This is a genomic window from Microcoleus sp. (genome assembly GCF_049646505.1).
Classification (GTDB): Bacteria; Cyanobacteriota; Cyanobacteriia; order Cyanobacteriales; family Microcoleaceae; genus Microcoleus.
The window spans coordinates 1-7,860 of the sequence record NZ_JBARVX010000657.1; the positions used below are offsets into that span (position 1 = coordinate 1).

Annotated in this window: 5 protein-coding genes; 4 read left to right on the forward strand and 1 reads right to left on the reverse strand. The window is 44.9% G+C overall.

Annotation, left to right across the window (positions count from 1 at the left end; all coding sequences use genetic code 11):
• The coding region (locus WBA89_RS29995) for a hypothetical protein (protein WP_424411320.1) at positions 1 to 191 on the reverse strand (191 nt) is incomplete at its 3' end.
• Positions 192 to 1,437: 1,246 nt separating this feature from the next.
• Here WBA89_RS29995 and WBA89_RS30000 point away from each other — a divergent pair.
• The 4 genes from WBA89_RS30000 to WBA89_RS30015 all read left to right on the forward strand — a co-directional run bounded on the left by WBA89_RS30000 (position 1,438) and on the right by WBA89_RS30015 (position 7,634).
• Positions 1,438 to 1,677, forward strand: a complete 240-nt coding sequence (locus WBA89_RS30000) for a hypothetical protein (protein WP_194061715.1) — start codon at positions 1,438 to 1,440, stop codon at positions 1,675 to 1,677.
• 841 nt (positions 1,678 to 2,518) lie between these two features.
• Positions 2,519 to 2,770 (forward strand): TIGR02450 family Trp-rich protein, encoded by a 252-nt coding sequence (locus WBA89_RS30005; protein WP_424411323.1) that lies wholly within the window; start codon positions 2,519 to 2,521, stop codon positions 2,768 to 2,770.
• 170 nt (positions 2,771 to 2,940) lie between these two features.
• Positions 2,941 to 3,903 (forward strand): fructosamine kinase family protein, encoded by a 963-nt coding sequence (locus tag WBA89_RS30010; RefSeq protein ID WP_424411321.1) that lies wholly within the window; start codon positions 2,941 to 2,943, stop codon positions 3,901 to 3,903.
• 488 nt (positions 3,904 to 4,391) lie between these two features.
• Positions 4,392 to 7,634 (forward strand): CHAT domain-containing tetratricopeptide repeat protein, encoded by a 3,243-nt coding sequence (locus WBA89_RS30015; protein ID WP_424411322.1) that lies wholly within the window; start codon positions 4,392 to 4,394, stop codon positions 7,632 to 7,634.
• Positions 7,635 to 7,860 lie beyond the last annotated feature (226 nt).

Below are 7,860 nucleotides of genomic sequence, written 5' to 3' on the forward strand. Positions count from 1 at the left end.
CTGGGGCTTTTGTAGTGCGAGCGTCCTCCCTCGGTTGATTGTAGCAGCTTTTCGAGCTCTTGGGCGATCGCAATTAAAGAAAAAAATGCTGTGCGACACAAAAGAGATGCTCCCGGTAAATGCACCCCTCCCCAATAGAAAACCAATTTTTTTTGACCCGAAGAATAGCGGTAGCGATGTGTTAAAAACAAATCAGAACTTACACCCTTAAACCGACCTTCTCTGAAAATCTTAGTTTCTCAACTATAAAAATAGATGAAAAATTGGTTTCTGGTCTCATCCGGTAAATCATTAAAACGAACCACAACTCTTAAATAAGTCAGCTTTGGTTAACAATTCAAACGTCTATTTATAAAGTTAATTTGTGCAAACAAGATGTTTTTTGAGTTGGCTGTTGTCAATCTCAATAACATTGAATTCGGAAAAAGTGTGGCAATTGAAATTGGTTTGTAGTGAATATTGTTGCGGTTGATTTAGGAAAATTTTAGTTTTCACTACCAACTTTTTTTATTTGAAGTAATTGACCGGAGATAGTATTACTAGCAAATTATGCGTTTGATAATTTCTATTAAATACCGACTGTGAAGGCAACTCCTGCACCCTCAACCTTGATAGTGCGGGTATTGGCGTGTTGATTTGTTTTACCTATATTTTTGATGAGGATGAACTATCGGCGGGTGGAAGACTATTTGAAATTGTGATGTTTTTAAATTATGAGAGTCGATGGATTTGTTATGGATTATACAAATGAGCAGTGATGGGTAATGGCGATCGCCCGTAATGAATTGAGAAAACCGATTCATCGCCATCAGCGCAAAATGTCTAGATTCGCAAGCTGCGATTTTTCGTTGGGGGACATCACCAAGCTGCCTTGATTAACACAAATAAGGGCTTTCCAAGAAAAACTAAAAAATATATTATTGAGAAACAAGAATAAAAACTTGCTGGCTTGTGGTAGCCCAAGTAACAATACGTATGCCTTAAGTTATAGCCCAGGGCGAGACATAGGGCAGATATAAATCAATAAGGTGAGGTGGCACTGTCTGGCGGTTCGGTGGGCGCTCGAAAAGGAAGGTTAGGCGATCGATCCCTTCCCAATGGGGGAGGATAAAACGTAGGAAAGCATGGATCTGGAGACAATGCTGAACTTTTCGAGTTCAAGAGAGTAGCGTTAGCACTAAACTCTGCATTATTGTGGGAGGTGAGCCAAATTTGTAACAGTTCTTAATCATGAATAATTCTGTAAAAACTGCTAGCATAGTGACACTTTTGCTGGCAAAAACAGATAAAGTAAATAAAGTTGGCTAGCTCTAGACGCCCGATCCCCGTCTTGGGGATGTTGAATCAATTTGATTCGTATCAAGTGGTTTTAGAGTTACAACTGGAACCAAAGCATCGCTATTTAACTGAGTTCTTTAGTTAATTTTACTTTTTGCTATGAACGTGGATTTTATCAAAGCCCAAGTCAGGTTGCTACAGGGTGCAAGTTCATCGGAACGAGAAACCCTTATTAAAAACATCGGCGTCTGTGCTGGCGTGATCAGACCCGGAGAGTACGTGACTCCGCAGCGGAAGCACGCCATCACTCTCTGGCTGCAAACAAATGCGGTGCGGCTCCGGCTTCCCCAACTTCCTATGGATTTATCGGGCCACAAGCCATCCCACGGAAGCAATTAAGGGGGAGCGACAGAGCAACTTAAATCAGTCAACTGTACTTAAAAGTGGTTTGTTGTTAAGCTCTACAGCGTCAAGGAGACACCATTAAGATTGAAAAAATGTTTGTGGGGAGAGTTGGCCCCGAAAAAACGCCTGCGGACAAAATGTGGCTTACCGCTTTGGTAAAAGCAGCAAATGAACGTCAAACCTGCTCGCAAAGTAGATTTGAGTAAGTTTCGCAGAACGGACGATCGCGCACAACTACAACCAGAGTTATTTGTTTTTAGATTTGAGATTCACGATTGAGCTGGTGTTGCATAAATTTGCTATGTGTGGCTCGGCCCAAAAATGAACCCTATTCAATAGGTATAACTAATTACAGGGGCAGTCACTGAACTGCCCTTACTTTTGAACTCGGAGGCGAAACTGCTGCAAGTTACAAAAAACGCATCTATATTACAGAATTACAGAGAGAGTTTGGCTTGACTTTGATGCAAGGTCGAGTCAAGCAAGAGATTGTCTGTAATGTTCTCAAGGGGAGACGGTTCTCGATCGCGGGTAATTTAGAATTAATATAATAGACAAATCCGAAAAAGCCTGTAAAGCACCCGCAAGCGAGCCTGCTAAGGATCGAAAACTTAATAACTTAAACACCTCCTACAGTCCTCTCTCCTGTAAGTTGCCTTCCTCAAAGGAGGCAGAGCCTCGCCTATCTGCATTACCAGGCAGAGCGAAAGTAACGAGCAATCGCTTAAGTTATTAAATTTTCATTCCTAAGCGAGAATTATTGGAGATGTCGAATCAAATAAAAGGAGTTATTACAATTAACTTGCTTTGTCATATATTTGTTACGGAAAATACTGTGCCGAAAAAACAAAAATTTCCTTATTTAGTTGGTTCCCGATGGACTTCACATCAAAAAACTTGGGGTTGGCGGCACTTCCAGGTAGTCAACAGAAAAAACGAAGGTAAATGGGTGTTTGCGGAAATGGTGGCGGCTTGCGATCCGAATGTTCGTTTCTGGCTGAACGCCGCACAGCTTAAAGACCGATCGCTCTGGGAAGCTGGATGGCAGTCTACCCAAGAATTAGAGGAATTAGAAACAGCAGAGTAAAGGACAGCGCTTTGGGGTTGAGCGAGGTATATCAGGGGCTTGAAACTGCAACTTACAGCATATTCCATGTAGGTGCAGTACGCCAGAAATCGGGTTTCTGCGGTGTAGTTCATCAACTTGAAATATGCTGTATAAAGTAATTCCGATCGCCCTCAAAACAATTTGATACTATGTGGGACAAAATTGCCGCGCACATCTCTGAATCAACCGCAGAAACATTTTCGATAGACAACCGCCGTTCTGTCAGCGGCGGCTGCATCAATCAAGGCTATGCTATCAGCAGCGCTTCTGGCACTTATTTCGCGAAAATCAATCAAGCTTCTCAAGTCGCCATGTTTGAAGCTGAGGCGCTGGGATTGCAGCAAATGGGGGAAACCCAGACGATTCGCGTGCCTAAACCAATTTGTTGGGGAACCGAGGGGAATTCCGCTTATATTGTGTTGGAATGGCTGGATTTGGGAGGGCGCGGGGGCGATCTATCTTGGGAAGAAATGGGGCGCAAACTGGCCCAAATGCACAAATATAGCTTCTCCAACCCAGGGCAGGTACGGGGGTACAGCGCTGGCACCCGCAGGGGGGAACCGCCGCTGCAACCGGGGGGAGAAGAGGGAAAATATAACTTTTTTAACCGGGGGTTTGGTTGGGATATTAATAATACGATCGGCTCAACTCCTCAAATTAACAACTGGACGGCAAATTGGGCCGAATTTTGGGCAGAACATCGGATTGGCTATCAGTTAAAATTGGCTGAGCGTCGGGGCGGTCATTTTCCGAAAGGGGAACGTTTATTAGAGGTAATTCCTGAGTTTTTAGCAGGTTACGAACCGCAACCTTCGCTAGTTCACGGGGATTTGTGGGGGGGGAATGCGGGGGTGACATCTGCGGGAGAACCGGTGATTTTCGATCCGGCGGCGTATTTTGGAGATAGAGAAGTCGATATTGCGATGACTGAACTTTTTGGCGGTTTTCCAGCATCTTTTTATCGCGGTTATAACGATGTGTGGCCGCTGGATTTAGGCTATGAGAAACGGAATTTTTTTTACAATCTTTATCACATTTTGAATCATTTTAATTTGTTTGGCGGAAGTTATCAATCCCAAGCAGCTCAGACGATCGATCGAATTTTGGGTTGAAACTGAGAGGTTGCACCATTGTCAAGAACAGGCTCTCCGGCCTGTTCCACAAAGAGTGAATTTCTTGTGGGATGGGCAGGAGAGCCCGTCCATAAAAGGCTTCCACACGAATGGTGCAAGATATCAGTTGAAATCAAAGTAGCACGCGATTAAGGTAGATTCCAAAACTGATCGAAATTCATCACTCAACCTCTCTACCTCTATCTAAACTCACAGAATTTACACTCAGCTTCTTCTGAGTTAATTTTTGCTGAGTCTAAACTCCAATAACGAAGGATTATCGAAACAACCGGGTTTCTCGCCACCCCGCACATCCAAAATTCATCCGCGTCAATCAGCGTACATCCGCCATCATCTGCGGTTCAAAAACCCAGTTTCTCGCCACCCCGCACATCCAAGCGAAAAAAACTTGCCGTCGCCCGCCCCAAACAGATGAGTTTCACCGATAATAAATTAATAGAGCGAATCATCCCAAATCCCAAATCGCCATGAATTCTGAACGCCAACAAGCCTATCTCAACCTGATAAATCAACTGCTAAATAGTCGCAGCGGCGAAGAAGCCCAGGTATTGAAAACTCACCCGGAATTGCTGGATGATGGCTTGGTTGCGGCTATGCTAGAAGAGGCTGATGAGCTCAGAGAACAAGGGGAATTAAAAAATGCTAATTGGCTGAAAAATTTTGCAGGGTTACTGGGTAAGGTGGATGGGGACTTCCTAGCGGTAATTCCACAAAAAGCGGAAGCAGAGAGACTGTTAGCACAAGGCAATCAGCAGTATAATATCAGTCAATTTCGAGAAGCTTTGCAGTCTTGGGAACAGGCATTAACTATCTATCGGGAAATCGGAGATCGCCAAGGAGAAGCTAATTCCCGCGGCAATTTGGGCAATGCTTACTATTCCCTAGGGCAATACGACCAGGCTATCACATTTCACGAACAGTCTTTAAAGATTAAACGGGAAATCGGAGATCGCGTGGGAGAAGCTGCTTCCCTCGGCAATTTGGGCAATGCTTACGATTCCCTAGGGCAATACGACCAGGCTATCGAATTTCACGAACAGCAATTAGTGATGTCACGGGAAATTATAAATCGCTCTGGAGAAGCTATTTCCCTCGGCAATTTGGGCTTAGTTTACAATTCCCTAGGGCAATACGACCAGGCTATCACATTTCACGAACAATCTTTAGAGATTAAACTGGAAATCGAAGATCGCCGAGGAGAAGCTATTTCCCGCGGAAATTTGGGCATTGTTTACCATTCCCTAGGGCAATACGACCAGGCGATCAAATTTCACGAACAGCAATTAGAGATTTCACGAGAAATCGAAGATCGCCAAGGAGAAGCTGCTGCCCTCGGCAATTTGGGCACTGTTTACTATTTCCTAGGGGAATACGACCAGGCTATCGAATTTCACGAACAGCAATTAGAGATTTCACGGGAAATCGAAAATCCCGAAGGAGAAGCTGATTCCCTCGGCAATTTGGGCAATGCTTACTGTTCCCTAGCGCAATACGATAAGGCGATCAAATTTCACGAACAGCAATTAAAGATTGTACGGAAAATCAGAGATCGCAAAGGAGAAGCTATTGCCCTCGGCAATTTGGGCACTGTTTACTATTCACTACGGCAATACAACAAAGTGATAAAATGTTACAAACAATCTTTAGAGATTTCACAGGAAATTGGAGTTCAACAATGGGAGGCCAATTTTCTCGGTAATTTAGGCATTGTTTACTATCAAGTCAGCAGTGGACTTAGGATGCGTTATAAAAGTCTTCCCAAAATCCTAGCTTTCATTGTTAAAAAAATCTTTATTTCTTGGACTGATTATTTTCTTGAACGAGCAGAATTACAAATTCGTGCCTCAATCAAAATTCGTGAAACTCTCCGTTCAGAGTTAGTAAAGGATGACCATAAAATATCATTTTTTGAAAGCCAAGTATCTACCTATCGACACCTACAACAAGTCCTAATCGCCCGATCGCAATTTAACGAAGCCCTAGAAATATCCGAAATGTCCCGCACCCGTGCCTTCGTCGAATTATTACAACAAACCTTATTAACAACCCCCCCTCAGTCCCCCCCTTATCAAGGGGGGGAAGAAGAGTTATCCCAGTCCCCCCCTTATCAACAGGAAGAACAAGAGTTATCTCAATTCCTCCCTCTGGAGCCCCCCCTTAGCAAGGGGGGGTTGGGGGGGTTATCCATCCCCATAATCCAACAAATCGCCCGATCGAGAAACTCCACAATAGTTGAATATTCCATTATCGATCCAAAAACTATTTACATCTGGGTAATCCAACCAAACGGCAACATCACCTATCGCGCCGTCAACCTCGAACCCCTCAACCAACAAAACCAAACCCTCAAACAAATCATCCTCCAAACCCGCGCCTCCATCGGCACCGATGAAACCGACGACGCAGGCAACAAAATTCAGCTAGAATCCCAGTACAATCGAGACGAAACAGGTGGCTTTCCCCTGCTGCAACTCCTCCATCAAATCCTGATCGAACCCATCATCGACTTGCTACCCACCGATGCCAATTCCCCGATCATCTTCATCCCCCACTACGACTTATTTTTAGTACCCTTCGCCGCCTTGCAAGATAGCCACAACCGCTACCTAATCGAACATCATACCATCCTCACCAGCCCATCCATCCAAGTATTAGAACTCACCCGCCAACATCAAAACCGAGTCCGAGGATTGAGACAAGCCGCCCTAATTGTCGGCGATCCAACCATCCACCCAAACTTCCAATTAGACCCCCACAAACTCCGCCAAATCCCCAGGGCAAAAGAAGCCGCCGAAGCCATAGCCGCCACTTTACAAACCCAAGCAATTAGCGGAGACAATGCCACAAAAGTCGCGATTTTAGACAGAATGCTAAACACGCGCATCGTCCATTTATCCGCCCACGGACTCATCGACGATTTCCAAGGTTCTGGCATTCCCGGCGCGATAATTTTAGCACCATCGGGAGATGACGACGGCGCAATTCATGCTATCGATATCCTGCAATTAAAACTCGATTCCGAACTCGTAGTATTGAGCGCCTGCAGCACCGGTCGCGGTAAAATCACCGGAGATGGAGTCATCGGATTGTCGCGCTGCTTCATCCTCGCGGGAGTCCCCAGCATCATCGTTTCCCTGTGGAATATAGGCACATCAACAGCCAAATTGCTAATGACGGAATTCTACCAAAATTTAGCACGGGGAGACAATCGAGCAGCGGCCTTGCGGTGTGCTATGCTAACCACAAAAGCTCAATTTCCGAATCCGAAAGCTTGGGCTGCATTTACGCTAATTGGCGAAACGGAAACTTTACCGCTGTCAACTGCAAAAACAGATTTAAGGAGTCTAAAAATGTCACTTGCCGATGATGCGAAACCTGAAGAAATTGTGGCGGCTTTTACTAAGTTATTGAAAATATCGGAACCGCAATTTGTCGCAGAATTATCAGCGATTGATGTGGGTGCGATGGATAATGTGAATGTTATAGCTGAAAGAATCAAGGATTGGTGCGAAACTCAGCCTCAAATTGCAGAGAATTTGGAGAATGAAATTGAGGAAATGGGTCCGGGCGGGACTGATAGTAATCCGCCGGAGGAAGTTGTGAGGGAGTTTTATGAGACGTTGAAGAAAAATAAGATTCGGTTGGGTTTGTCGCGGGATTCTGCGGGGGGTAATACGGATAATTTGGGCACGGAATCGAGCGCCGAATGATTGATTTATGGGGCGGTGGTTGAGGGTTCCGGCGGTGGTTGATGGCGGCGGGTGATGAAAAATTTTCAACCCGCGAAGGCGGGTTTTGTCTGTGTAGACGCGGTTTCAAGAGACTGTTGGCGAATCTGTGAGGGGTTTGACCCCTCAGACATCGCCGTCCTGAATAGGCAGAATGATTGTGTAATGAGGCACCATACTAAATAATTTATTATGACTCTTCACCCAC